Here is a 24854-nt window from a genome sequence, read left to right as displayed (position 1 = left end):
CAGGATCGAGAGACGTGACCACGACCCAGCACACCCTGCCTTCAGCCCGAAACGCCCGCCCTCAAGCCGAGGCGGTCATCGATCTGGACGCGGTCGCCGAGAACGTTCGGCGGCTCCGGGAGTTCGCCGGGGACGCTGCCGTCATGGCGGTGGTCAAGGCCGACGCCTACAACCACGGAGCCGTGCCCGTCGCGAAGGCTGCGCTCGCCGCCGGCGCCCGTGAACTCGGGGTCACCACACTCGGTGAAGCCATCGAACTGCGTGCCGCCGGAATCGAGGCGCCGGTGCTGTCCTGGCTCCACGCCTCCGACGCGGACTTCGCACCCGCCATCGTGGCGAACGTCGAACTCGGCGTCTCCTCGCCCCGCCACCTCGAGTCGATCGTCGCAGCGGCGCATTCCACCGGGACGACGGCGTCGATCGCGGTGAAGGTCGACACCGGACTCAACCGCAACGGCGTCGCCCCCGACGAGTGGGACGTGTTCGTCGACGATCTTGCGCGCGCCCAGGCCGAGGGGTCGGTGCGGCTGCGCGGTGTGTTCTCCCACCTCGCGCACGGGGACGAACCCGAGCACCGCGTCAACGACGAGCAGCGTGACCGTCTGAAGGAGGCGGTCGCAGATCTGCGACGCCGGTCGTTGTCTCCGGAGGTAGTGCACCTGGCGAACTCCGCTGCCACGCTCACCCGCCCTGACCTGCGATTCGATATGGTTCGGCCCGGAATTGCGATGTACGGTCTGACACCCATTCCGGAACGCGGCGACTTCGGGTTCCGTCCGGTGATGACAGTACGGACGAAGGTGATTCTGGTGAAGAAGGTTCGAGCAGGGACGGGCGTGTCGTACGGGCACAGCTGGATCGCTCCCACCGACACGACGGTGGCACTTCTGCCGATGGGATACGCCGACGGCATCCGCCGCAATCTCAGCGGGCGGATCGAGGTGCAGCTCGGCGGCCGGCGGCGGCCGCAGATCGGCCGGATCTGCATGGACCAGGTCGTCGTCGACCTCGGCCCGGACGGTGCCGGAGTAAACGAAGGCGACGAGGCGTTCTTCTTCGGTGACGGTCGTCACGGTGAGCCCGGAGCCCAGGATTGGGCCGAGAAGCTCGACACGATCAACTACGAGATCGTCACGGGCATCGGCGGGCGCACCGTGCGAACCTACGTCGGGGGCGAAGGGAGCGTGACGCCATGACGGTCTTGGGCCGAATGGGCATGCTCGGGTCCAGCCTGATCACACTCGCCTCCTCGGCCGGCCTCTACGCGGTCCGTACCGCGGGAATGCCCGCCCACGAACTCTACGAGGACGAAGATTTCGACGCGATCCTGCGGCTGCCGAAACGGGTGATCCACACCGAAGACGACGTCTCGCTCGTCGTCCGGGAGGCCGGATCGCCGTTCGCGCCGCTCACCGTGGTTTTCGTGCACGGCTACTGCCTGCGCATGCAGTCGTGGCACTTGCAGTACCGGCACATCGCCGAGCGCTGGGGCCGCGACGTGCGGATGGTCTTCGTCGACCAGCGGGGGCACGGCGAGTCGGGTGCGTCGGGGTCGAAGACGTGCACCATCGCTCAACTGGGCCGCGACCTCGGACGTGTCATCGACGCCACAGCCCCGGCCGGGCCCGTGGTCGTGGTGGGACATTCGATGGGTGGGATGACCACCATCGCGCTGGCGGCGCAGCGCCCCGAACTGTTCGGGCCGCGGGTCGTGGCAGTGGGATTGCTCGCCACCACCGCAGCCGGGCTCAGCAAGACCGGGATCGGGCGCAACCTCGACAACCCGGTCATCGACGCCTTCCGGTACGCCGCACGCACGGCGCCGGGTTTCGTGCAGCAGGCGCGAGGCATGGCGCGGGCGATCGTGTCACCGATCCTGCGGGCCGCGTCGTACGGCACCGTGGTCAGCCCGCGTCTGGTGCGGTTCTCCGACCGGATGCTCGACGAGACGCCCGTCCTCACCATCGTGAACTTCCTGCGCACACTCGAGCGGCACGACGAGTCCGCAGCGCTGCCGGTGCTCGGCACCGTGCCGGTTCTGGTGCTGTCGGGGGACGCCGACATGGTGATTCCCTATGCGAGTTCCGAGGATCTCGCCGAGGTGCTGCCCGACGTCGAACTCAAGCGGGTGCGCGGTGCAGGCCACCTGGTGCAGCTCGAATTCCCCGAAGTTGTCAACCGGGCGGTGGACCGCCTGATCCAGCGCGGTTTCGCGCACGACGTATCGACCAGGCGGTCCGCAATTGTCTGACGACCAGACCCGGGACACCGGGTCACGAAGCATCGAACTCGAGACCGTCGAGGACACGGAAGCGTTCGGCAGGCGGCTCGCCGCCGACCTGCACGCCGGGGATCTCGTGGTCCTCGACGGCCCTCTCGGCGCGGGGAAGACCGCGCTCACCCGCGGAATCGCCGCCGGTCTCGGGGTTCAGGGACGCGTGACGTCGCCGACCTTCGTGATCGCCCGCGAACACCGCCCCGGCAGCGCCGACGGCCGGCCGCCGGTCGGCCTGGTGCACGTCGACGCGTACCGGCTCGGCAACGGTCCCGGGGCACTCGACGAACTCGATGCGCTCGACCTGGACACCGATCTGGCGGATGCGGTGGTGGTCGTGGAATGGGGCGAGGGACTCGTCGAGAAGCTCACCGACCGGCATCTGCGTGTGCGTCTGCGCAGGGATCCCGACAGCGATGTCCGCCGGGCGGAGTGGGCCTGGGTGGGCTGACGGACTCGAACGGCGGGTACGCTGGTACATCGTGCTCGTGCTCGCCGTCGATACCGCAACCCCCGCCGTGACCTCCGGACTCGTCCGTCTCGGCGGCGGCGCCCGTCCCGAGACTCTGGCGTCGCGCGTCACGGACAACCCTCGCGCGCACGCGGAGGTACTCACTCCCCAGATTCTCGAATGCCTCGCCGACGCGGGACACACACCGGCAGAACTCGACGCGATCGTCGTCGGCGTCGGGCCCGGCCCGTTCACCGGGCTGCGCGTCGGCATGGTGACAGCCGCCGCGTTCGGCGACGCCCTGGGCATTCCCGTGTACGGAGTGTGCACACTCGACGCGATCGCCGCCGATGTCCGTCGTCTCGACGGTGACGTCGACGGCGGAGACCTGCTCGTCGTCACCGACGCCCGTCGCCGGGAGATCTATTGGGCGCGGTACAAGCAGGATCAGCGTGTCGAGGGCCCCGAAGTTCGTAAACCGGCCGAGGTCACCCCGGAGCCGTCGGTGCGAGTCGCCGGTTCGGCGCCGCACGCCGCGCTGTTCGACGTGCCCACGGTGGACGTGCAGACACCGTCCCCGGCCGGTCTGGTGGCAGTGGCCGCGGAGGCGATCGGCTCCGGCGCGACCCCCGATCCGCTGGTGCCGATGTATCTGCGCCGTCCCGACGCGGTGGAGACTGCGGACCGGCGAGCATGACTCGCACGACGATCGACGCATTGCGGCCCGAGGACGCCGACCGTTGTGCGGAACTCGAAACGATCTTGTTTCCCGGTGACGGTCCGTGGAGTGCGGCCGCGTTCCGGTCCGCACTGGCGTCGCCGAACAATCATTACGTCGCCGCTCGGGACGCCGACGGACGAGTCCTGGGGTATGCCGGACTCGCCCGCCTGGGTCCGGCCGTCTTCCCCGAATCCGAAGTCCACACCATCGGCGTGGATCCCGCTGCGCGCCGGCAGGGCATCGGCGGCGCACTGCTCGCGAACCTGCTCGCGGCCGCCGATCGGTGGGGCGGCCCGGTGTTCCTCGAAGTGCGTACCGACAACGACGCCGCGATCGCCCTGTACCGGCGTGAGGGCTTCGAGATCGTCGGAACCCGAAAGAACTACTACCAGCCGAGCGGCGCCGACGCGTACACCATGAAGCGTCCGGATCCGCGAGAGGAGCGACAACCGTGACCACGGTGAGCGCACTGCCGAAGAATCCCATCGTGATGGGTATCGAGAGTTCGTGCGACGAGACCGGTGTCGGAATCGTGCGGTGGACCGGTGACGGCACCCTCGAACTTCTCGCCGACGAAGTCGCCTCGAGCGTGGACGAGCATGCCCGGTTCGGGGGAGTGGTTCCGGAGATCGCGTCCAGGGCGCATCTCGAAGCGATGGTGCCGACGATGCGACGTGCGCTCGCCGCGGCCGGGATCGACAGGCCCGACGCGGTGTGCGTCACCATCGGACCTGGTCTCGCCGGTGCGCTGCTCGTCGGAGTGGCCGCCGCCAAGGCATACGCGGCAGCGTGGGACGTGCCCTTCTACGCGATCAACCATCTCGGTGGCCACGTCGCGGTGGACACCCTCGAGCACGGACCGATGCCGCCGTGCATTGCTCTGCTCGTCTCGGGCGGGCACACGCACCTGCTCCATGTCGAGGACATCGGCAAGCCCATCGTGGAACTCGGCACGACTGTAGACGACGCAGCAGGTGAAGCGTTCGACAAGGTGGCCCGGTTGCTCGGTCTCGGTTATCCCGGCGGACCCGAAGTGGATCGGCTCGCCAGAGAAGGCGATCGCACGGCGGTGGTGTTCCCCCGCGGGATGACCGGGTCTCGCGACTCCCGCCACGACTTCTCGTTCTCCGGGCTGAAGACGGCCGTCGCGCGCTTCGTCGAGGCGAAACAGCGTGCGGGTGAACCTGTTCCGGTCGCCGACGTCGCCGCGGGTTTCCAGGAGGCGGTGGCCGATGTGCTCACCATGAAGGCCGTCCGGGCCGCGAAGGATCTCGGTGTCGACACCCTCGTGCTCGGTGGCGGGGCGACAGCGAACAGCCGACTGCGGGAACTGGCCGAAGAGCGTTGCGCGGCAGCAGGTATGACGCTGCGGGTGCCCCGGCCGAAACTCTGCACGGACAACGGTGTGATGATCGCAGCGCTCGGCGCGCACTTGATCGCCGGCGGTGCGGCACCGTCCTCGCTGGGTGCGGCCACCGATCCCGGCCTGCCGGTATCCGTGTCGCAGGTCTCCGCCTGACCGTCCCCGCGCGGCGTCAGCCGCCGGTGTCGGCGTTCTCCGGAGGGATGACAACGGTGCCGGTCTCGCCCGAGAGCGGCGTCCCGGGCGCGACGGCCGGTGCGCCCTCTGTCGTCGTAGGCGCCGGCGACGGAGCGATCCCCGGGTCGGACGGTTCCGTACCCGGTTGATCGCTCGGTTCCGGTGACACCGGAATCGGACTCGTGGTGTCCGGAAGTGTGGTGTCGTCGGGCCCCGGTGTGGTCGACGGGTCCGGTGTGGTGCTCGACGGCGGCGCAGTGGTGGTGTCGCGATCGGGGAAGGTCTCGTCGGGCGAGACCTCGGGGGTGGGCACCTGGTCGATCGGGGTGGGGGTCACCGTGGTTCCACCGGACCGGGGATTCGACGTGCTCGATCCGGGGATGTCCGTGTCGAGGATGGCCGGAGGGAGCATGTCGGCGGTCGGTGCGGGCGGGAACTGTGCGTCCGAGGTGAGAGTCGAGATCGGCAGGGAATCCGGGTCCTGGGACGGGATCGCGGTCTCGGTGGGCGCCCGGGGTGCGTCCTCGTTCGCCGGGGGTACCGCTCCGCTCGTCATCAACGGCGAGACCGGCCCGCCGGCGGTGTCGCGGCCGGCGAAATGCTCGGTGGCGAAACCCGCGAGGATCGCGCTCAGCACGAGTACACTGGCAAGCGTGCCCGAGAGTCGTCCGCTCGTTTTGCCGCGACGCGTCCTCGACGACCCGACCAAGGGATAGGCCGCTGCCTCGGCCGACTCGCCGATCAGGGCGGCGCCCTGAGCCGCAGCGGATGCAGGCTCGGCCACGCGCATGGTGTCGCCGTCGAACGCGCCCGCAATTGCGTCGGCCAGGGCGGGAACGCCGGCCGCGCCACCGACCAGTGCGAGTGTCCGTGGGTGCGGTGTCGATCCGGTGCAGATGCGCCGCGTGAATGCGGCAGCCGTGTCGGCGAGGTCGGCGCTCAGTTCGTGGAGGTCGGCGCGGGTGAGGGTGACGGACGCGTCGGGTCCCGCTTCCGCGATGTCGATCCGCGCGACGTCGGCGGTGGTGAGTACCTCCTGGGCGCCCTGGCACCGGGCGGCGAGCAACTCGGAGTCGATCCGGCGGCGGGTGCGCATCGTGCTCGTGGAGCGGAGGACCCGTTCGTAGATCCGTGTTCCGAGCGCGTTGCCGCTGACTTCTTCGGTGCGTGCAGAGCGAAGGACGGTGCCGGTGGACTGGTCCAGGACGGACACCGTGGTGCCCGTGGCACCGAGATCGGCGATCGCGACCGTTCCCGCTTCGGAGCGAAGGCCCACGGTGCGGAGGAATGCGAGCGTCGCAGCGGTTTCGGGGACGAGTCGTACGTGTCGTCCCTCGCGTTCGGCAGCGAGACGTACGGTCTCGGCTTGTTCGTCGGTGCGGTAGGCGACGTTGACAACAGGACGATCCGCCAGGTGCGCGCACATCAGGGAGACGGCGTCGAACACAAGATCACCGAGTTCACGGCTTCGGTCGGAATCGGCAGCCAGTCGGCGGTACTCGGTGGTGGATCCGGTCTCCGTGTCGACCCGTAGGGCCGAACCGACACCTGACGTTCCCACGGAGATGCCTAGCGACGTGGGCATAAGTTCACCTCTCGTGCATGACCGGTGCTCGGGCGGGGTTCTTTTCCCTCTCTGGGGTCACCGTATGGTCACGCTCTCGATTTCGTTATGCAACCGTAACATAATTCTGTATGTGGTTACTCGGCTCGGCGCGTCGGCCCCGGCCCCTCTTGAGTGGCTGGCACTCTCATGTATAGAGTGCTAGTGACACCGAGCGTTGATCCGGCACCCGCGACGACGGGTCTGCGTACGGCGTCACCCGTGGTGACTGAACAACCCCGCGTCCGAGGACATCGAGAGCTTCGGACCCAAAAACCCCTGAAAGTGGAGGGCTCATCGTGGCGAGCGTGAACATCAAGCCGCTCGAGGACAAGATCCTCGTCCAGGCCAATGAGGCCGAGACGACGACTGCCTCCGGCCTCGTCATCCCGGATACGGCGAAGGAGAAGCCCCAGGAGGGCACCGTCGTCGCTGTAGGCCCCGGCCGCTGGGACGAAGATGGCGACAAGCGCATCCCGCTCGACGTCAAGGAAGGCGACGTCGTCATCTACAGCAAGTACGGCGGAACCGAGATCAAGTACGCCGGCGAGGAGTACCTGATCCTGTCTGCGCGCGACGTCCTGGCTGTCGTCGCCAAGTAGGCCGCACACATTCCGCCCCGGAGTTCCGTCATGGACCCGGGGCGGAATCCGTTGCGGATCACCCGAGTCCAGGAGTAGCCGGAGAACATGTCCAAACAAATCGAGTTCAACGAGACCGCGCGCCGAGCACTCGAACGCGGTGTCGACCAGCTCGCCGACGCCGTCAAGGTCACCCTCGGCCCGCGTGGGCGGCACGTCGTGCTCGCCAAGGCTTTCGGTGGCCCCACCGTCACCAATGACGGTGTCAGCATCGCCCGGGAGATCGAACTGGCAGACCCGTTCGAGAATCTCGGCGCTCAGCTCGTCAAGAGCGTTGCCACCAAGACCAACGACGTCGCGGGTGACGGCACCACCACCGCGACGGTTCTCGCGCAGGCGCTCGTCAAGGCCGGCCTGAGAAACATCGCCGCGGGAGCAAACCCGATGGCCATGGGTTCGGGCATCTCCAAGGGTGCCGACCGCGTCTGCGAAGCTCTGCTCGCGGCCGCCACCCCGGTCGAGGGCAAGAACGCCATCGCGCAGGTCGCCACGGTCTCGTGCCGTGACGCGGAAATCGGCGAGATGGTCGGCGAGGCCCTCACGCGGGTCGGCGAAAACGGTGTCGTCACGATCGAGGAATCCTCGACCATGCACACCGAACTCGTCGTCACCGAGGGTGTCCAGTTCGACAAGGGCTTCCTGTCCCCGTACTTCATCACCGACGTAGACACCCAGGAAGCCGTCCTCGAGGACGCGCTGATCCTGCTCTACCGCGAGAAGATCACCTCGCTTCCCGACTTCCTCCCGCTCCTCGAGAAGATCGCTGAATCGGGTAAGCCCGTTCTGCTCATCGCCGAGGACATCGAAGGCGAACCGCTGTCGACCCTCGTGGTCAACGCGATCCGCAAAACCCTCAAGGCTGTCGCGGTCAAGGCGCCGTACTTCGGCGATCGCCGCAAGGCGTTCCTCGACGACCTCGCGGTCGTCACCGCGGGTACGGTCATCAACTCCGATCTGGGCCTGTCCCTGAAGGAGGCCGGACTCGACCTGCTCGGCAAGGCACGTCGTGTCGTCGTCACGAAGGACAGCACCACGATCGTCGACGGCGCAGGCACGGCCGACGAGATCGAAGCACGCGCGGCGCAGTTGCGGCGTGAGATCGAGGCGACCGAGTCCGACTGGGACCGCGAGAAGCTCGAAGAGCGTCTGGCGAAGCTCGCGGGCGGCGTGGCGGTCATCAAGGTCGGCGCGGCCACCGAAACCGATCTCAAGGAACGCAAGTTCCGGGTCGAGGACGCCGTGAACGCGGCCAAGGCCGCCGTCGAAGAGGGCATCGTCCCCGGTGGCGGTTCGGCTCTGGTCCAGGCGTCGCTCTCGCTGCGTGAACTCGAAGACTCGCTCTCGGGCGACGAGGCGCTCGGTGTCGCGGTCCTGCGTACCGCGCTGACCGCGCCGTTGTACTGGATCGCCTCCAACGCCGGCCTCGACGGAGCCGTCGTGGTGAACAAGGTGACCGAAGCGGAGAAAGGCCACGGCTTCAACGCCGCGACCCTCACCTACGGCGACCTGCTCGCCGACGGTGTCGTCGATCCGGTGAAGGTGACGCGCTCGGCGGTTGTCAACGCGGCCTCGGTCGCGCGGATGATCCTCACCACCGAGAGTGCCATCGTCGAGAAGCCCGAAGAGGCTGCGGACGACAACCACGGTCACGGGCACGCTCACTAGGAGCGAACCGAGACACGAAACACGAAGCCCCGCGCAGAGTTCCATGCGCGGGGCTTCGTCGTGTCGGAGGGCGGTGCCGGCTCGGGCCGTCGGGCGCTCGGCGGACGACGCTCGGACGTGCAGCCTGTAGGGCGGGGTCATCCGCACCGGGGCCGCATCACACGGCGACCTTGCGCCGGCGATGACGGGCGTACATCTCACGTTCGGTCTCCGACATTCCGCCCCAGATGCCGTACGGCTCGGCAACGGTGAGTGCGTGCTCGCGGCACTGCTCGAGCACGGGGCAACTACGGCACAGATCCTTCGCACGGCTCTCGCGCTGGGCGCGCGCACGTCCCCGTTCCCCGTCCGGATGGAAGAACATCGAGGAGTCCACTCCGCGACACTTGCCGTCCATCTGCCAATCCCACAGGTCCGCGTTGGGCCCGGGCAGGTGATTCGGTGCAGGCATGTGGCACTCCTTCGCAGCGTTGCTCGCATCAAGGACGAGCGGACCGTAGTTCGGTGATGGGGTACCCCCCATGCAGCCGAGCGAATCTTTGTTTCGAGCGAACTCACCGTAAAAGCGTTATCGATTCACCGTCAAGGGTTTCGATCAGTGGCGAAGTCCATAACAACAACGTCAAGAATTAACCCCTGAAATATTTACATTGTGACCGGGTCATGATGCAACCCGGCAGCCGAATGTCTTTCGAAATCCGGCGTTGCGGACATGGCCGGGTTCGCTCATCGCCCTAACCAGTGCAAAGGCAGCGATGTGCCGGTGTACGGGGGTTTCGCGCTCGTCGCGGAGCCTCTTGTGCGCCGCCTTCGTTGGGCATACAAATTGTATGTTCTTAACGCTACGTTAAAGGAAATGTTCGAATTCGGTTCCCTGGACGTTCGTCCTATTCCACTCTTCAAGACTATTTGCGCGCGCGGTGCGTATTTCTTGAAACATTCGGCCCGGATCGGGCGGGCCGAACGTCGGTGCGATGATTGTCCGATGTTCGCCAAAGGCCCCATGAAGGATGACATCGAATCGGCGGGTCCGCAGCGTTCGTTGCCGCCGAGTTCGCCCGGCACGGCGGCCGTGCTGGCCGCTGCGGCATTCGGCGCCGCCCCGGGCGTGCATCCGCTCCCGGCAGCGCACGATGTGGAACAGCGGTGGCACCGCGCCGTGGCCCTGGGCGGCCAGGGGCGCTATGCCGCGGCGCGAGCCGAACTCTCGCGGCTCCGCCGGGAGGTCGGACCGACAGGGGCCTGGGCGTCACTCGTCGCAAGTACCGAGGCGTCGCTGCTCCGCCAACTCGGAGGCCATCGGGTGGCTGCGGCGTCGGACGGCCGGGCGCTGGCGGCAGTAGGGACGGAGGCTGCCTCGCACGGGGATCCGGACAACCGCATCCGTTGTGTCCGAGCTCGATGCGACGCACTGACCGGTCTCGCCGCCGACTCGCTGGGGACCGGGGGGCTCGCGGCTTCCCGGGACCTGCTGACGCGGTGCACCGCGGTGCTGGACGAGGCCGAGGACGCCGACGGCGACGCACCCTTTCTGCGCCAGCGGATACGCCTCGCATGGGTGAGTGCCGAAACGGCTCTGGCCGGAGGGGACTTCTCCACCGCTCGTGTGTTCGCGGATCGTGCTGCCGCCCTCGCGTCGGGGTACGGATCGGTGCGGCACACGATCAAATCCGACCTGATCAGGGCCGCGTCGCTGACCGGCGATGCCGATTCGGAGCCGGCGCGTGAGCTCGCGAGAGAAGTGTTCGACCGTTGCGCGGAACACGGCTTGATCCCGCTCCGGTGGGCGGCAGCGATGATGCTCGCGGGCGTCGGTGGCTCCCCCGAGGCGGTAGCAGCGGTGAACGCATGCGCCGCAACGATCGTCCGCCGCGGTGGGCGATTTGTCCCGATGGGCGTCTGACCGGTACTGCCGTACCCGAACTGTCGGCCACTATCGTTACGCTAGGTGGGTTCCACGTCTCCGTGGAAGCACGCCCGGGTGGGGGATCGTGTCTCTGTAACGCCAGGACTTGCGCAATCGATGACTGTTATGGGTGAGGAGTGGGACGCCGCCGTTGTTGCGGCTGCGCAGGGTGATCGTGCTGCTCTCTCCCGAGTTCTCGAAGGTGTTCGACCGCTCGTCGTGCGGTACTGCCGCGCACGAGTGGGATCCGCAGAGCGCGGCCAGCTCTCTGCAGACGACGTAGCGCAGGAGGTGTGCCTGGCTGTGATGACTGCGTTGCCGAGATATCAGGACCAGGGACGCCCCTTCATGGCGTTCGTCTACGGCATTGCGGCCCACAAGGTCGCCGACGCACACCGCAGCGCGGCGCGTAATCGCGCCGAACCCGTTGCGGATGTGCCGGAAGTGATGTCGCTCGACGACAGCCCGGAGGAATTTGCGCTCAACTCGGAAGCCGGCCGGGAGATGAAGAAGCTTTTGGAGATTCTTCCGGAGAAACAACGCGAGATCTTGATCTTGCGTCTGGTGATGGGGTTGTCGGCCGAGGAAACGGCCGTGGCAGTCGGAAGCACAGCGGGAGCGATACGAGTGGCTCAGCACCGAGCCATCGCCAGACTCAAGAAAGAAGTCACGAGAGCAGGTGAAAGGAATGGGTAGGAGGCGCAACTCGGGCGGCAGCTTCTCCGAGGATCTGCCCGACGGCGACGCTACCGTGGACATCTCTGCAGTCCGGCGAGACGACGCCCTCATCGACGCGATCTCGGGAAACGGTCCCGTCGAGACGGAATCGACCGAGGAATACGAACTCGCCACTCTGCTGGCCGGCTGGCGAGCCGAGATCCTGTCCGACCCGGTACCCGCGGAGCCGGACCTCGATCAGGTCGTCGCCGCCGTCCACAGGGAACTCGGTGCTCGTGACGCCCTCGCCTCACGGCGTGCGCGGTCGAAGAGCCAACTTCGCGTGATCCGCCCGATTGCCGGGGCTGCCGCGCTGGTGATGATTGCTCTCGGCGGCGCCACTGCGGTGTCCTACAGCGCAGAGCCCGGCGACCCGCTGTGGAGCGTGAAGCAGGTCGTGTTCAGCGAGCAGGCGCAATCGACAGAAGCCCGCATCGATACCACGTCGACCCTCGAACGCGCCGAGCAATTGATCGCCGACGGAAAGACCGACGAAGCGGAGCAATTGTTGCAGTCCGCCGAAGCGCGGTCGGCGCGGGTCACCGACCAGGGCGACCGCGATGCCCTCGGAGACTGGCTACAACGGTTGTCGGCCGAAATCGACAAACTGGCGCCCGCGCCGTCACCACTGCCACTGCCGCCGCCCTCGGACACTGCGGTGGTGCCCGCGCCCGACGTCGGGCAGATTCCGTCGGACACCCTCCTTCCCGTGGAGCCGGGGCCGCTTCCGACGACGCCCGGTCCCGTCGAGCCGTCGCAACCGGTACCGTCACCGTCCCCGCCGCCGATCGACCCCACCATTCTCGATGCGCCGCCGGCGTCCGACACTCCTTCGCCGACTCCGACTCCGACGCCGTCACCGACCCAGCCCGGGACGACGGAACCGTCGAGCGGGACACCGGGGGATACGTCGCCGCTACCGCCCACCTCGCCTGCGTCTGCGTCGCATTCGCAGACGACGGCGAATTCGGAACCGGGTACTCCCTAAGGGGACGGTCTCGACCTGCTCACAGAAACGAGGGCCCAGCAGCGACGCTGCTGGGCCCTCGTTGTCGTCGAGTCTGGGGGAGTCAGGGCTCTCGTCCGTACGGGTCCACCGGCAACGCGTCGTTCATCGAGGCGTCGGCGTATCCGCGGCAGTAGTCCCACGTCACGTAGGCATCGGGCGCGGGATCGAACGCAGGCTCGTGCGGACGGACGGTGCCGTCGACAAGCAACTGCAGCAGGTTCGCCCGGAGCATGTCCCAGTCGTGGTAGTGGTCCTGGTGGCAATCCTCGCAGCACACAACGAGACCGCGGACTCCACGTGGAGCCAGCAATGCCTCGTAGACCGCGAGGTCGGCGAGGTCTTCTTCCACCGCGAGGCGTTCGGCAGGATCGAGTGGCTGACCCGGCTCGATCGCGTCCAAAGCTGCGGACGGATCGTCGGGATCTCCTGCGAACGGGTCCGGGGGAAGCCCGGGGGGCAACTGATCACGCACGACTCCACGGTACGCAGCCCGAGGGGTTCTGCGCCAGCGGAACGGCCCGGACACGCCGCAACCCGGCCGCATCCCGCGTCGAATCCGCACCGGAACGGCCACGGTGCCAGGGTTGAGCGAGGACAGTTCCGGCCAACGGATATCATGGACATGTGCGCGTAGTCCCGGCTCCGGCGGTGCCGGAACGGGAAGCGCAGGCGGCGGTTCTGCAGGTCGGCATCGCTGCACACCACAATTTTCCGATGCCGGACGGTTGCCGTCCGCACCCATCGATCGTCAACGGAGGGTCCGAACCGCATGAGTAGTACCGGAGGGCATGTGCACACCGGCGGTGACGACCCCGAGAAGGTCGCCATGTTGGGACTGACCTTCGACGACGTGCTGCTGCTGCCGGCGGCGTCCGACGTCGTCCCGAGCAAGGTCGACACCTCGAGTCAGCTGACCCGCGACATCCGCCTGCGTACACCGCTGGTGAGTTCCGCCATGGACACGGTCACCGAGTCGCGCATGGCCATCGCGATGGCCCGTGTCGGCGGTATGGGCGTGCTGCACCGCAATATGCCTGCGGACGTGCAGGCCGCTCAGGTCGAGACCGTGAAGCGGTCCGAGGCGGGCATGGTCACCGATCCCGTGACCTGCAAGCCGACCGACACGCTCGCCGAGGTCGACGCGAAGTGTGCGCGCTTCCGCATCTCGGGTCTTCCCGTCACCGACGACGAAGGCCAGCTCGTCGGCATCATCACGAACCGCGATATGCGGTTCGAGGTGGATCAGAACCGGCCGGTCTACGAGGTGATGACCAAGTCGCCTCTCGTCACCGCGCGCGAAGGCGTCACCGCCGAGGCCGCACTCGGGCTCCTGCGCCGTCACAAGATCGAGAAGCTGCCGATCGTCGACGGTCAGGGCAAGCTCACCGGGCTGATCACCGTCAAGGACTTCGTCAAGACCGAACAGCATCCCAACGCCACCAAGGACCGCGACGGCCGTCTGCTCGTCGGCGCGGCCGTCGGCGTCGGTGACGACGCGTGGACTCGTGCCATGACGCTGGCGGACGCCGGTGTCGACGTCTTCGTCGTGGACAGCGCGCACGGTCACTCGTCGAACGTGTTGTCGATGATCGCCAAGCTCAAGGCCGAGGTGGGCGAGCGCGTGCAGATCATCGGCGGCAACGTCGCGACCCGGCAGGGAACGGCGGCGCTCATCGAAGCGGGCGTCGACGCCGTCAAGGTCGGTATCGGTCCCGGCTCGATCTGCACGACGCGTGTCGTCGCCGGTGTGGGTGCGCCTCAGATCACCGCGATTCTCGAAGCATCGACGGTGGCACGGGCACACGGTGTGCCGGTGATCGCCGACGGTGGCATGCAGTTCTCCGGAGACGTGGCGAAGGCCCTCGCGGCCGGCGCGTCCACTGCGATGCTCGGCTCGCTTCTCGCCGGCACGACCGAGTCGCCCGGACAGCTGATCCTCGTCAACGGCAAGCAGTTCAAGAGCTACCGCGGCATGGGTTCGCTCGGCGCGATGCAGAGCCGGGGCGAAGCCAAGTCGTACTCGAAGGACCGCTACTTCCAGGACGACGTGCTGTCCGAGGACAAGCTCGTGCCGGAGGGGATCGAGGGACGTGTCCCGTTCCGCGGACCTCTGCAGCAGGTCACGCACCAGCTCATCGGTGGCCTTCGGGCGGCCATGGGCTACACGGGGGCGTCGACGATCGAGGAACTGCAGAACGCACAGTTCGTCCAGATCACCGCGGCAGGCCTGAAAGAGAGCCATCCGCACGACATCACGATCACCGCGGAGGCACCGAACTACGCTGCCCGGTAGGGCCACGAGTCCGCAGCATGCCCCGTCTCAGGTGTGACGGGAGCACCGTCAATACAGGAGAAAGGGGCGCGCGTGCGCGACCTCGTTGAAATCGGCATGGGCCGCACGGCTCGCCGCACCTACGAACTGGACGACGTCGATATCGTTCCGTCCCGGCGGACGCGTTCGTCGAAGGAGGTGTCGACGGCGTGGCAGCTCGATGCGTACCGCTTCGACATTCCCGTCCTCGCGCACCCCACCGACGCCCTGGTGTCGCCGTCGTTCGCGGTGGAGCTGGGTAAGGCCGGAGGCCTCGGTGTCATCAACGGTGAGGGCCTGTGGGGTCGTCACGCCGACGTCGACGCGGTGATCACCCGGCTCGCCGAGATCGCCGACTCCGATCCGGACCCCAGTGCCGCGATCCGGTACCTGCAGGAGCTGCATGCGGCCCCGCTGAAGCCCGACCTGCTGGCCGCCGCGGTCGCACAGGTGCGTGACGAGGGCGTCACCACCGCGGTGCGCGTGAGTCCGCAGAACGCGCGCGCCCTCACTCCCGCGCTTGTGAAGGCCGGCATCGACCTGCTCGTCGTGCAGGGCACCATCATCTCCGCCGAGCACGTCGCGCACGGCGAGGGCGAGCCGCTCAACCTGAAGACGTTCATCTCCGAGCTCGACGTGCCGGTGGTTGCCGGCGGCGTGAGCGACCATCGGACGGCCCTGCACCTGATGCGCACGGGTGCCGCGGGCGTCATCGTCGGTTTCGGATCGACAGCGGAGGCGACCACCACGAGTCCTTCGCTCGGGATCGGAATCCCGATGGCGACGGCGATCGCGGATGCGGCTGCCGCTCGTCGCGACTACCTCGACGAGACCGGTGGCCGGTACGTCCACGTGATCGCGGACGGAGATATCGAGACCGCCGGTGATCTGGCGAAGGCGATTGCCTGCGGCGCCGACGCCGCGGTGCTCGGCGCCCCGCTCGCGGTGGCGGCAGAGGCCGCCGGACACGGCTGGTACTGGCCCTCGGTGGCCGCGCACCCGTCGATGCCTCGCGGTGCGGTGCTCCAGGTCGCGTACGACGAGCGGCCCAGTCTGGCGCGCGTCCTGAACGGGCCGTCCGACGATCCGTACGGTTCGCTCAACCTCGTCGGCGGTCTGCGCCGTTCGATGGCCAAGGCCGGGTACTCGGATCTCAAGGAATTCCAGAAGGTGGGCTTGTCGGTGCGCGCCTGACGCAGCACCGCACGAATCTGCTCGGCTGTGGCCGAATGCTCCCCGCGTCGCTTCGGCGGCGTGAAGGCGGCATTCGGCCACAGCCGTATTCGCTGTTCGGGGTCTTGGTGCAACTCCCGGTAACGGTTAGGGTTGCCTCGTGCCGGTAATCACATCTTCGGTGTGCATACTGACCGGTAACAAATGCCGTTCGGTGGAGGTGCCATGGGTCAGCAGCAGCGGGTTACGGACTACGACGTTCTGATCGTCGGATCCGGGTTCGGTGGAAGCGTCACCGCGCTCCGCCTGGTGGAGAAGGGCTACAAGGTCGGAATCCTCGAAGCAGGACGTCGATTTGCCGACGCCGACTTCGCGAAGACCAGCTGGGACCTCCGGCGTTTCCTGTGGGCACCCAAGCTCGGATGCTTCGGTATCCAGCGCGTCCACTTGCTGCGTGACTGCCTGATTCTCGCGGGCGCCGGGGTGGGCGGCGGATCGCTCAACTACGCGAACACCTTGTACAAGCCCCCGGCTCCGTTCTTCGAGGACGCACAGTGGGCCGGCATCACCGATTGGCACGACGAGCTGAGCCCCTTCTACGAGCAGGCACAGCGGATGCTCGGTGTCGTGCAGTACAGCCGGATGACCGCGGCGGACAAGGTCGTCAAGGAGGTCGCGGACGAGATGGGCGTCGGTGAGACGTTCGTCAAGACTCCGGTGGGGGTGTACTTCGGTGAAGCGGGGCGCACCGTGCCCGACCCGTACTTCGGCGGTGCCGGACCCGATCGCGCCGGCTGCATCGAATGTGGCGAGTGCATGACGGGTTGCCGTCACGGCGCGAAGAACACCCTCGTCAAGAACTATCTCGGGCTCGCGGAAACCGCAGGAGCCGAGATCATTCCGCTGACCACCGTCACCGATCTCCGTGAGGCCGGCGACGGCACATGGGACGTGATCACCGAGCGCACCGGCGCGTGGCTGCGCAAGGGCCGCCGTACCTACACGGCCTCGCACGTCGTGCTCGCCGCCGGTACGTGGGGCACCCAGCACCTGCTGCACCACCTCAAGGACACCGGTGCGCTGCCCGCGCTCTCCGATCGCGTGGGCGAACTGACCCGCACCAACTCCGAATCGATCGTCGGCGCGGGCATGTACGAGGTGCATCCCGATCTGGACATCACGCAGGGCGTCGCGATCACGTCGTCGTTCCATCCGACGCCCGACACCCACATCGAGCCCGTGCGTTACGGCAAGGGCTCGAACGCGATGGGGCTGCTGCAGACCCTGATGACCGACGGCGACGGGCCCACCCCGCGCTGGATCAAGTTCCTCGGTCAGGTGGCGAAGAATCCGCGCAAGATGCTGCGGATGCTGTCGGTGCGGAACTGGAGCGAGCGGACGATCATCGCCCTCGTCATGCAGAACCTCGACAACTCGATCTCCACCTACACGAAGAAGGGGCTCTTCGGCAGCCGGAAGGTCACCAGCAAGCAGGGCCACGGCCAGCCCAACCCCACGTGGATCCCCGCCGGAAACGAGGCGACCCGTCGCATCGCGGAGAAGATCGACGGCGTCGCCGGAGGTACGTGGGGTGAGATCTTCAACATTCCGCTCACCGCACACTTCCTCGGCGGCGCAGTCATCGGAACCGATCCCGAGCACGGCGTGATCGACCCGTACCAGCGGGTGCACGGCTACCCCACCCTCAGTGTCGCGGACGGAGCGGCAGTATCGGCGAACCTCGGGGTGAACCCGTCGCTCACCATCGCAGCGCAGGCCGAACGTGCCGCGGCACTCTGGCCCAACAAGGGCGAGCAGGACCAGCGGCCGGCCCAGGGCGAGGCCTACCGCAGGCTGCAGCCGATCGCACCGAAGAACCCCGTGGTCCCCGAGGGTGCCCCCGGGGCGCTGCACCTGCCCATCGTCGGGATCACGGGCTCGACCGGGGCCGCCTGATCCTCCACCGGTCCGGCCGCGTCGGGGGCACCCGGCGCGGCCGCTTAGACTGTTCTGGTGTCGCAAACCCAGCAGTCCAGGCCGGTCCTCGTCGTCGACTTCGGAGCCCAGTACGCGCAGCTGATCGCACGGCGCGTCCGTGAGGCGAACGTGTACTCGGAGGTCGTGCCTCACACCACCGCCGTAGACGAGATCGCAGCGAAGGATCCGCTCGCAGTGGTGCTCTCCGGTGGTCCCTCCAGCGTCTACGAAGACGGCGCGCCCACACTCGACCCGAAGCTGTTCGATCTCGGCGTCCCGGTGTTCGGCATCTGCTACGGCTTCCAGGCGATGGCCCAGGCGCTCGGCGGCACCGTCGGGCACACCGGTGCCCGTGAATACGGCCGCACCGAACTCGAGGTCTCCGGCGGAGTTCTGCACGACGGTCTGCCCGCGACGCAGCCGGTATGGATGAGCCACGGGGACGGCGTCACCGCAGCTCCCGAGGGCTTCGAGGTCACCGCGACGAGCGCGGGTGCCCCGGTTGCCGCCTTCGAGGATCGCGCCCGGCGACTTGCGGGCGTCCAGTACCACCCCGAGGTCCTGCACTCACCGCACGGCCAGCAGGTCCTGAGCCGCTTCCTGCACGACATCGCGGGCATTCCCGGCAGCTGGACGGCAGCCAACATCGCCGAATCCCTCATCGAGCAGGTTCGGGCACAGGTCGGAGACGGACGCGCGATCTGCGGGCTGTCCGGCGGCGTGGACTCGGCAGTCGCGGCGGCGCTCGTGCAGCGCGCGATCGGTGACCGCCTCACCTGCGTTTTCGTCGACCACGGCCTGATGCGGGAGGGTGAGCGTCAGCAGGTGGAGAAGGACTTCGTCGCCGCCACCGGCGCCCGCCTCGTCACCGTGGACGCCTCGGACACCTTCCTCCGGGAGCTCTCCGGTGTGACCGACCCCGAGACCAAGCGCAAGATCATCGGCCGCGAATTCATCCGCAGTTTCGAAGGCGCGGTGTCCGAGGTGCTCGGCGAGGGCGCCGAGAAGGGCGAGACCGTCGAGTTCCTCGTGCAGGGCACGCTGTATCCCGATGTGGTCGAGTCGGGTGGCGGCTCCGGCACCGCCAACATCAAGAGCCACCACAACGTCGGTGGTCTCCCGGAAGACTTACAGTTCGCACTCGTCGAACCGCTGCGCCTGCTGTTCAAGGACGAAGTGCGCGCCGTGGGACGTCAGCTCGGACTGCCCGAGGAGATCGTCGGCCGCCAGCCGTTCCCCGGCCCGGGCCTCGGTATCCGCATCATCGGCGAGGTCACCCGCGAGCGACTCGAGATTCTTCGTCGTGCCGACTCCATCGCGCGCGAGGAACTCACCTCTGCCGGGCTCGACGGCCAGATCTGGCAGTGCCCGGTCGTGCTGCTCGCCGACGTGCGGAGCGTGGGCGTGCAGGGTGACGGCCGCACCTACGGCCACCCCATCGTCCTGCGCCCGGTCTCGAGCGAAGATGCCATGACCGCGGACTGGACGCGACTGCCGTACGAGACGCTCGAGCGCATCTCCACGCGCATCACGAACGAGGTCGCCGAGGTGAACCGCGTCGTGCTCGACGTGACGAGCAAGCCGCCGGGAACCATCGAATGGGAGTGAGTTCCCCGAACTCGTAGGACGCCCCGGGCAGGTCGAGCACCCTCGATCTGCTCCGGGACGCCGCGCCCTCCGCCTAGACTGAGAGGTCACCGGCGAGGAGCGCGGAACATGGACCACGGCCTGAGCTCTCAGTCCCGCCGCACCGGCAGCAGGTCGCCGACGTGACCGGCGGCACGCTCGTCAACGTGGTGGCGGTCCTCGTTTTCGTTCTGGTGGGCGGGGTGTTCGCCGCTACCGAAATGGCTCTGGTGTCGTTGCGTGAGAGCCAGATTCGGGAGTTGGCGCGGCGTGGGGGCCGGGGTCGCCGCACTGCCGCACTCGCGCGTGACCCGAACCGGTTTCTGTCGGCCGTCCAGATCGGCGTTACGGTCGCCGGGTTCTTCTCTGCCGCCTTCGGAGCGTCGACCCTCGCGCCCGATCTGGCACCGGTACTGCGGGGATGGGGTCTCGGGCCTGCCGCAGCCGAGGCTGTCGCCCTGATCGGCACCACCCTGGTGATCGCCTACCTGTCACTGGTTCTCGGCGAACTGGTACCCAAGCGCATCGCGCTGCAGCGGTCGACGGGGATGGCGCTGGCCACGGCACCGGCCCTCGACCGGTTCGCCACCGTCATGCGGCCGGTCATCCGGTTGCTCTCGGTCTCGACCGATGCGCTGGTGCGCCTTCTCGGTTCCGACCCGTCACTCAAGAACGAGCAGATCACGCACGAGGAACTGCGCGACATGCTCGTCGGTCTCGAGGCGCTGTCCGAAGACGAACGCAGCGTGTTCACCGAGGTGTTCGACGTAGGTTCCCGGCATTTGGGGGAGGTGATGCGGCCCCGCACGGAAGTCGATTTCCTGCGGGCCGACACCACGATTCCCGACGCTCGCGCCCTCGCTCTCGGCCTGGGTCATACGAGATATCCCGTCATCGCCGACACTGCCGATCATGTGGTCGGGTTCGTGCACCTGCGCGATCTGCTGCTGATCGATCGGCCCGACGGCACGGTCGCGGACCTGTGCCGGCGGATTGTGGCGTTGCCGGGATCGAAGCCGGCTCTTGCCGCTCTGACGGTGATGCGACGGGGCAATGCGCAGATCGCGTTGGTCGTCGACGAATACGGCGGCACCGCAGGCATCGTCACGGTCGAGGACATCGTGGAGGAGATCGTCGGCGAGATCGGTGACGAGTTCGATCCCGTCGACGGTGCGCCCGGTCCGGACGCGTCGGGCACGGGACGCCCGGCGTTGCGCGAAGACATCGACGGATTACTGCACGTCGAGGACTTCGCTCGGCGGACCGGTATCGCGCTACCCGAGGGCCCGTACGACACGGTCGCCGGCTTTGTCCTCTACCGGCTGGAGCACCTGCCGCAGGTGGGCGAAAGCCTCGCTCTCGACGGAAACCGGTTGACCGTCACCGAACTCGACGGTCGCCGCATCGCGCGCCTGCGCCTGACTCGCCCCCGGCACTCCGACCCGGACGACGCATCCCGGTCTCGAGCCTGAGACCGGGATGCGTCGGTGTCGGTGCCGCGTCTACTTGGAGCGCCTGTTCGGCAGGAACACCAGCACGGCACCGATCACGACGGCTACCCCGACCAGAATCCATCCCCCGTCGAACGTGGTGAGGAAATCCACGGAGAACGGTCCGACGAGTGCCCACGCGCTGACCAGAAGCGCGACGACGCCGGAGAGCAGGAGCAGGATCGAGGGGCCGCGCCGGCACCGGCCTTCCTGCGCGGATCCGGTATCGAATGCGGTGTCGTACTCAGCCACGATGCACCTCCAGGTTTCCGAAGTCGACAGCCGCGTCCAAGGTCAGGACCGGCCCCTTTTCGCCGTCACGCCCTCCGTCGAGGCCGGGCTCGGGGCATTGCGTGATCTCGCCGGCGTCGACCGAACACGTCGTGCGGACATCGAGATTCTCGGGCAGCAGCACCTCGACGTTGCCGAAGCTGCCGTCGACGTCGACCGTGTAGTCCTCGGTGAGCTCGAGGTTTCGCAGATCGAGTGTCATCTCACCGAAATGGGACGCGTAGGCGGGCTGGAGTTCTGCCGCCGAGGTCGGCGCCCAGTGGCGATTGCCCCAATTCGAATGATCCATCGGACCGATGATCGAGGCCAGGACCACGAAGCCGAGCAGCGGTCCGGTGACGACCAGCAGTCCGTGCCCGCGATGCAGGAACGCACCCACGATCATGCCGGCGCCGATGACCGCGAGTGCGATCGCGCCGACCCGGGCCGGTGTCATCCACGCGACATCGCCGGCCACGGCGACCGCTCCTGCGGCTGCCGCAGCGAGCACCGCAAGTCCGAGAACGGTGGTGGTCAGGCGCGAGCGCCTCTTTCCGGTGGGAACGAGATCACGGGCAGGTGCCGGTGCGGGAAGATCCCACGCGAACGGCGCGACGCCGAGGGGATCCCATGCCGGCGGACCCGGCGCAGCCGGCGAGGAGTCCTTCGTCGGCGCTCCGGGGTCCGGTTCCTTACGAAGGTTCGGCGTGCCGGACGGCGTGCTCATCGGCGTGGTTCCCTCCTGCGTCGTGCCGGCCGTCGCCTCCGGCGTGCCTGTCAGATAGCCCGGGTCGCCGGGGGCCAATCCGCTGGGGGGCGGAGTCGAGGTGGTCGTCTGCCCGAACGCGTTCCGCGTGAACATCTGGTGCATGAACATTCCGTGCGAGAAGATGCCCTGCTGGAAGGGCTGCTCCGGAGATGCGGACGGGTCAGCGGTGAATCCTCCTTCCGGCGGGAGGAATCCCACCGGAGGTTCCGGCTGGCGCTGGTACAGCAACCACCAGCCGCCGAGCATCAGGAACGCACCGATGAATCCGGAACCTCCGAAGCCGGCTCCGACCGGGCCTACAGCGCTCGCCGCGATCGCGAGGGCCACCAGGATGACGATCACCTTGGTGGACGAATCCGAACTGTTCCCCCGTCCCATCAGGGATTCGAGTGGCGACACCTGATCGCCGCGGCGCGTGAACAACACCCACGCTGCCAGGTACAGCACGATTCCGGCGCCACCGAAGATCGCCGATACGGTGAAGGCGACGCGGATGAGCACCGGGTCGACGCCGTAGCGCATTCCGATCCCCGTGCACACACCGGCGACATGTCCCTGTTCCGGCAGGCGCACCGGGCGGGTGCGCCACATATCCGACAGTTGCTCGGGGAAGCTCCTCGTGGTCATGGCACCATCCTGTCGTGAAGCAGCATCGGGCACATCGGGGAGAAACCCTGATTTCCGGCGCCGCGGAACACCCTGACATCAGGGTCCGTCCCCGATGCCGTACCGGGTGCAACCGTGTCAGTATCGATATGTGCAGCCTGTAGCCGGATCACCCCTCCCCGTCCCGCGCCTCGAGCGACGGGTGGGCGGACGTGTCGTGGGCGGCGTCGCCGGTGGACTGGCGGATCACCTCGGAATCGACGTCACGAAGGTGCGGGTCGCGTTCACGATCCTGGCCGCCCTCGGCGGCGTCGGCATCGTCGCATACGGATTGTTGTGGATGTTCGTGCCGCCGGGATCGGACAGTACCCGCCCCGAGCCGGGGGAACGTCGCCGCGCGGTGGGGCTGGCGGTCATGGGAATTGCCCTCGCTGTGGGCCTGTCGTGGCTTTTCAGCGGGGGAGCGGCCTCGGTCATCACGCCGGTTCTGGTGGTCGCGGTGGGCGCGGCCCTGGTGTGGCGAGAATTCGACGCGGAAGGACCGAGATCGGTCTTCGGTCTGCCGGCCAGGCCGACGGTGCTCACGTGGGCCCGCGTCCTCGGTGGTCTCACGCTCGTGGTGACGGGACTGGGAGTGATAGTCCTCGCCCAGGTCGACGTGGCGGCATTGCGGTCCTCGCTCCTGGCGGTGGTGGTGACCCTGATCGGTGCCGCGTTGCTGTCCGTACCGCTGTGGATCCGGATGTGGCGGGCGCTCGAATCCGAGCGTGCTGCGCGCGTCCGGAACGAGGAGCGCGAAGAAATTGCGTCCCACCTGCACGATTCCGTATTGCAGACCCTCGCCCTCATCCAGAAGCAGGCTGCCGATCAGCAAGAAGTCCTTCGGCTCGCGCGCAGCCAGGAACGCGAACTACGACGCTGGCTGTTCGGTGGGGACGAGTCGCCGCGGACTTCCCTCGCAGAAGCACTGCGGACGATCGCGGGCGAGGTCGAGGATCAGCACGGAGTGTCGGTCGTGCCCGTCATCGTCGGCGACGTGGCACCGGACGACGACATGTCGCCCGAAGCCGTCACCGCCGTTCTCGGCGCCACGCGCGAAGCACTCGTCAACGCTGCCAAGCACGCGCAGGTCGACAACGTCGATCTGTTCGCGGAAGTCGAACCGGACCAGATCAGTGTGTTCGTCCGCGACCGCGGCGTGGGATTCGATCCCGATGCGGTGCCCGGAGATCGCCAGGGACTTGCTCGTTCGATCCGCACCCGTATCGAACGCCGCGGCGGCCGGACGGTGGTGAAGTCGAACCCGGGCAAAGGCACCGAAATTCGCATCCACATGCCGCGCGCCGGACGCGAGCAGAGCGAGGAGACGACCTTAGAGTGGGAGGTGACCGACCCCCACCCCGAGGAGCAGACGCAGTGATTTCGACCCCGGTGACAGCGTCCGAGGTTTCCGAGCACGTCCGCCGTTTCCGCGTCTTCCTGGTCGACGACCACGCGGTGTTCCGGTCGGGTGTCCGCACCGAGCTGGGGCGCGAACACGACATGGACATCGTGGGGGAGGCCGGCGGTGTCGGTGAGGCCGTCGCCGGTATCGAGACTTCGCGGCCCGACGTCGTGCTCCTCGACGTGCACATGCCCGACGGTGGCGGAGTGGCCGTGCTCAACCGCATCACCGACGGTCCGGTGTGTCTCGCGCTGAGCGTGTCGGACGCAGCCGAAGATGTCATCGCCGTCATCCGTGCCGGCGCGCGCGGATACGTCACCAAGACCATCTCGGGACCCGACCTTGCCGACGCGGTACGCCGGGTGGCAGGGGGAGACGCGGTATTCAGCCCGCGGCTTGCGGGTTTCGTGCTCGACTCGTTCACCGGCAGGTCTTCCGCGCCGGAACCCCCGCTCGATCCCGAGTTGGACTCCCTGACGCCGCGGGAACTCGAAGTACTGCGATTGCTCGCCCGCGGTTACACCTACCGCGAGATCGCCGAAGAACTGGTGATCTCGGTGAAGACGGTCGAAACCCACGCGTCGAACGTGCTTCGCAAGACCCAGCAGTCCAATCGCAATGCGCTGACGCGATGGGCACACCGGCGCCGCATCGATTGAC

General features: G+C 67.7%; 23 protein-coding genes. 18 read left to right on the top strand and 5 right to left on the bottom strand.

The annotated features are described in order from the left end of the window. Positions 1-14: 14 nt before the first annotated feature. Genes alr through tsaD form a run of 6 tightly spaced genes read left to right on the top strand, consistent with a single transcriptional unit; the run spans position 15 to position 4966 of the window. On the top strand, positions 15-1196 hold the full coding sequence (gene alr / locus HF877_RS04300; protein ID WP_169619934.1) for an alanine racemase: 1182 nt from the start codon (positions 15-17) through the stop codon (positions 1194-1196). Next, positions 1193-2251: an alpha/beta hydrolase gene (locus HF877_RS04295; protein ID WP_169619933.1), complete on the top strand. Its 1059-nt coding sequence runs from the start codon at positions 1193-1195 to the stop codon at positions 2249-2251. The genes alr and HF877_RS04295 overlap by 4 nt, the downstream gene beginning before the upstream one ends. Further along, positions 2244-2726: a tRNA (adenosine(37)-N6)-threonylcarbamoyltransferase complex ATPase subunit type 1 TsaE gene (tsaE, locus tag HF877_RS04290; protein ID WP_169619932.1), complete on the top strand. Its 483-nt coding sequence runs from the start codon at positions 2244-2246 to the stop codon at positions 2724-2726. Before HF877_RS04295 ends, tsaE begins: the two co-directional genes overlap by 8 nt. Before the next feature lie 31 nt (positions 2727-2757). After that, positions 2758-3423, top strand: a complete 666-nt coding sequence (gene tsaB / locus HF877_RS04285; RefSeq protein WP_169619931.1) for a tRNA (adenosine(37)-N6)-threonylcarbamoyltransferase complex dimerization subunit type 1 TsaB — start codon at positions 2758-2760, stop codon at positions 3421-3423. Beyond that, positions 3420-3902, top strand: a complete 483-nt coding sequence (rimI, locus tag HF877_RS04280) for a ribosomal protein S18-alanine N-acetyltransferase (protein ID WP_169619930.1) — start codon at positions 3420-3422, stop codon at positions 3900-3902. Before tsaB ends, rimI begins: the two co-directional genes overlap by 4 nt. A 35-nt stretch (positions 3903-3937) precedes the next feature. Then, positions 3938-4966 carry a tRNA (adenosine(37)-N6)-threonylcarbamoyltransferase complex transferase subunit TsaD gene (gene tsaD / locus HF877_RS04275; RefSeq protein WP_169620011.1) on the top strand — a complete coding sequence of 343 codons (1029 nt, stop codon included), beginning with the start codon at positions 3938-3940 and terminating at the stop codon, positions 4964-4966. Positions 4967-4982: 16 nt separating this feature from the next. Here tsaD and HF877_RS04270 read toward each other — a convergent pair whose 3' ends face one another. After that, on the bottom strand, positions 4983-6572 hold the full coding sequence (locus HF877_RS04270) for an Hsp70 family protein (RefSeq protein ID WP_169619929.1): 1590 nt from the start codon (positions 6570-6572) through the stop codon (positions 4983-4985). 317 nt (positions 6573-6889) lie between these two features. On the opposite strand from HF877_RS04270, the gene groES reads away from it, so the two are divergent. After that, a complete protein-coding gene (gene groES / locus HF877_RS04265) occupies positions 6890-7192 on the top strand; it encodes a co-chaperone GroES (RefSeq protein ID WP_006550071.1) in 303 nt (100 codons plus the stop codon). 87 nt (positions 7193-7279) lie between these two features. Then, positions 7280-8896 (top strand): chaperonin GroEL, encoded by a 1617-nt coding sequence (gene groL / locus HF877_RS04260; RefSeq protein WP_169619928.1) that lies wholly within the window; start codon positions 7280-7282, stop codon positions 8894-8896. A 157-nt stretch (positions 8897-9053) separates the two neighbouring features. Here the strand turns inward: groL and HF877_RS04255 are convergent, their stop codons facing one another. Continuing rightward, entirely contained in the window at positions 9054-9347 is a 294-nt protein-coding gene (locus HF877_RS04255; RefSeq protein ID WP_072699558.1) for a WhiB family transcriptional regulator, read from the bottom strand. A gap of 534 nt (positions 9348-9881) precedes the next feature. On the opposite strand from HF877_RS04255, the gene HF877_RS04250 reads away from it, so the two are divergent. From HF877_RS04250 to HF877_RS04240, 3 genes are all read left to right on the top strand, one after another. Further along, on the top strand, positions 9882-10799 hold the full coding sequence (locus tag HF877_RS04250; protein ID WP_240951972.1) for a hypothetical protein: 918 nt from the start codon (positions 9882-9884) through the stop codon (positions 10797-10799). Between the two features lie 120 nt (positions 10800-10919). After that, positions 10920-11498 carry a sigma-70 family RNA polymerase sigma factor gene (locus tag HF877_RS04245; protein WP_169619927.1) on the top strand — a complete coding sequence of 193 codons (579 nt, stop codon included), beginning with the start codon at positions 10920-10922 and terminating at the stop codon, positions 11496-11498. After that, positions 11491-12507 (top strand): anti-sigma-D factor RsdA, encoded by a 1017-nt coding sequence (locus tag HF877_RS04240; protein ID WP_169619926.1) that lies wholly within the window; start codon positions 11491-11493, stop codon positions 12505-12507. Before HF877_RS04245 ends, HF877_RS04240 begins: the two co-directional genes overlap by 8 nt. An 82-nt stretch (positions 12508-12589) precedes the next feature. On the opposite strand, the gene HF877_RS04235 is transcribed toward HF877_RS04240, so the two are convergent. Then, complete coding sequence (locus tag HF877_RS04235; RefSeq protein WP_169619925.1) at positions 12590-13000, bottom strand: DUF5319 domain-containing protein; 411 nt, start codon at positions 12998-13000, stop codon at positions 12590-12592. A 297-nt stretch (positions 13001-13297) separates the two neighbouring features. On the opposite strand from HF877_RS04235, the gene guaB reads away from it, so the two are divergent. From guaB to HF877_RS04210, 5 genes are all read left to right on the top strand, one after another. After that, positions 13298-14821 carry an IMP dehydrogenase gene (guaB, locus tag HF877_RS04230; protein WP_169619924.1) on the top strand — a complete coding sequence of 508 codons (1524 nt, stop codon included), beginning with the start codon at positions 13298-13300 and terminating at the stop codon, positions 14819-14821. Positions 14822-14893: 72 nt separating this feature from the next. Then, a complete protein-coding gene (locus tag HF877_RS04225; protein ID WP_169619923.1) occupies positions 14894-16033 on the top strand; it encodes a GuaB3 family IMP dehydrogenase-related protein in 1140 nt (379 codons plus the stop codon). A gap of 204 nt (positions 16034-16237) precedes the next feature. Next, positions 16238-17968 carry a GMC family oxidoreductase gene (locus tag HF877_RS04220; protein WP_169619922.1) on the top strand — a complete coding sequence of 577 codons (1731 nt, stop codon included), beginning with the start codon at positions 16238-16240 and terminating at the stop codon, positions 17966-17968. 57 nt (positions 17969-18025) lie between these two features. Then, the gene (guaA, locus tag HF877_RS04215; protein WP_169619921.1) at positions 18026-19597 is read left to right on the top strand and encodes a glutamine-hydrolyzing GMP synthase; all 1572 of its coding nucleotides are present in this window, start codon (positions 18026-18028) and stop codon (positions 19595-19597) included. 161 nt (positions 19598-19758) lie between these two features. Next, on the top strand, positions 19759-21087 hold the full coding sequence (locus tag HF877_RS04210; RefSeq protein WP_169619920.1) for a hemolysin family protein: 1329 nt from the start codon (positions 19759-19761) through the stop codon (positions 21085-21087). Positions 21088-21117: 30 nt separating this feature from the next. Here HF877_RS04210 and HF877_RS04205 read toward each other — a convergent pair whose 3' ends face one another. Both HF877_RS04205 and HF877_RS04200 read right to left on the bottom strand, forming a co-directional pair. Beyond that, a complete protein-coding gene (locus HF877_RS04205; RefSeq protein WP_169619919.1) occupies positions 21118-21357 on the bottom strand; it encodes a hypothetical protein in 240 nt (79 codons plus the stop codon). After that, positions 21350-22771 (bottom strand): PspC domain-containing protein, encoded by a 1422-nt coding sequence (locus HF877_RS04200; protein ID WP_169619918.1) that lies wholly within the window; start codon positions 22769-22771, stop codon positions 21350-21352. The genes HF877_RS04205 and HF877_RS04200 overlap by 8 nt, the downstream gene beginning before the upstream one ends. A 130-nt stretch (positions 22772-22901) precedes the next feature. Between HF877_RS04200 and HF877_RS04195 the strand changes: the two genes are divergently transcribed. Together HF877_RS04195 and HF877_RS04190 are read left to right on the top strand one after the other, a co-directional pair. Next, the gene (locus HF877_RS04195) at positions 22902-24170 is read left to right on the top strand and encodes an ATP-binding protein (protein ID WP_296551772.1); all 1269 of its coding nucleotides are present in this window, start codon (positions 22902-22904) and stop codon (positions 24168-24170) included. Then, complete coding sequence (locus HF877_RS04190; RefSeq protein ID WP_169619916.1) at positions 24167-24853, top strand: response regulator transcription factor; 687 nt, start codon at positions 24167-24169, stop codon at positions 24851-24853. Before HF877_RS04195 ends, HF877_RS04190 begins: the two co-directional genes overlap by 4 nt. Position 24854 lies beyond the last annotated feature (1 nt).

Source organism: Rhodococcus sp. BL-253-APC-6A1W (assembly GCF_012843405.1).
GTDB lineage: Bacteria > Actinomycetota > Actinomycetes > Mycobacteriales > Mycobacteriaceae > Rhodococcus.
Note: the sequence above shows the minus strand (reverse complement) of the source record. Positions and strands in the feature narration are given on the sequence as shown.